General features: G+C 38.3%; 2 rRNA genes. Both read left to right on the top strand.

What is annotated here, in order from left to right:
- Window positions 1-89, top strand: a 23S ribosomal RNA gene (locus tag FOT98_RS31935); the annotation flags it as partial.
- Window positions 90-190: 101 nt separating this feature from the next.
- Window positions 191-261 (top strand): 5S ribosomal RNA (gene rrf, locus FOT98_RS31930); the annotation flags it as partial.

Here is a 261-nt window from a genome sequence, read left to right as displayed (position 1 = left end):
CCTGAAAGATGATCAGGTTGATAGGTTCGAGGTGGAAGCATGGTGACATGTGGAGCTGACGAATACTAATAGATCGAGGACTTAACCATATAATATGAGGCAATGTTATCTAGTTTTGAAAGAATATAAAAAACTTGTTGACTTTAAAAGTTAAATAAGTTAAAATAATTCTTGTCTTAAATGAATACAGTCTGGTAATGATGGCAGAGAGGCCACACCCGTTCCCATACCGAACACGGAAGTTAAGCTCTCTAGCGCCGA

The organism is Bacillus sp. HY001, from assembly GCF_007558965.1.
Taxonomy (GTDB): domain Bacteria; phylum Bacillota; class Bacilli; order Bacillales; family Bacillaceae_G; genus Bacillus_A; species Bacillus_A mobilis.
This window is presented reverse-complemented; position numbering and strand designations above follow the sequence as displayed.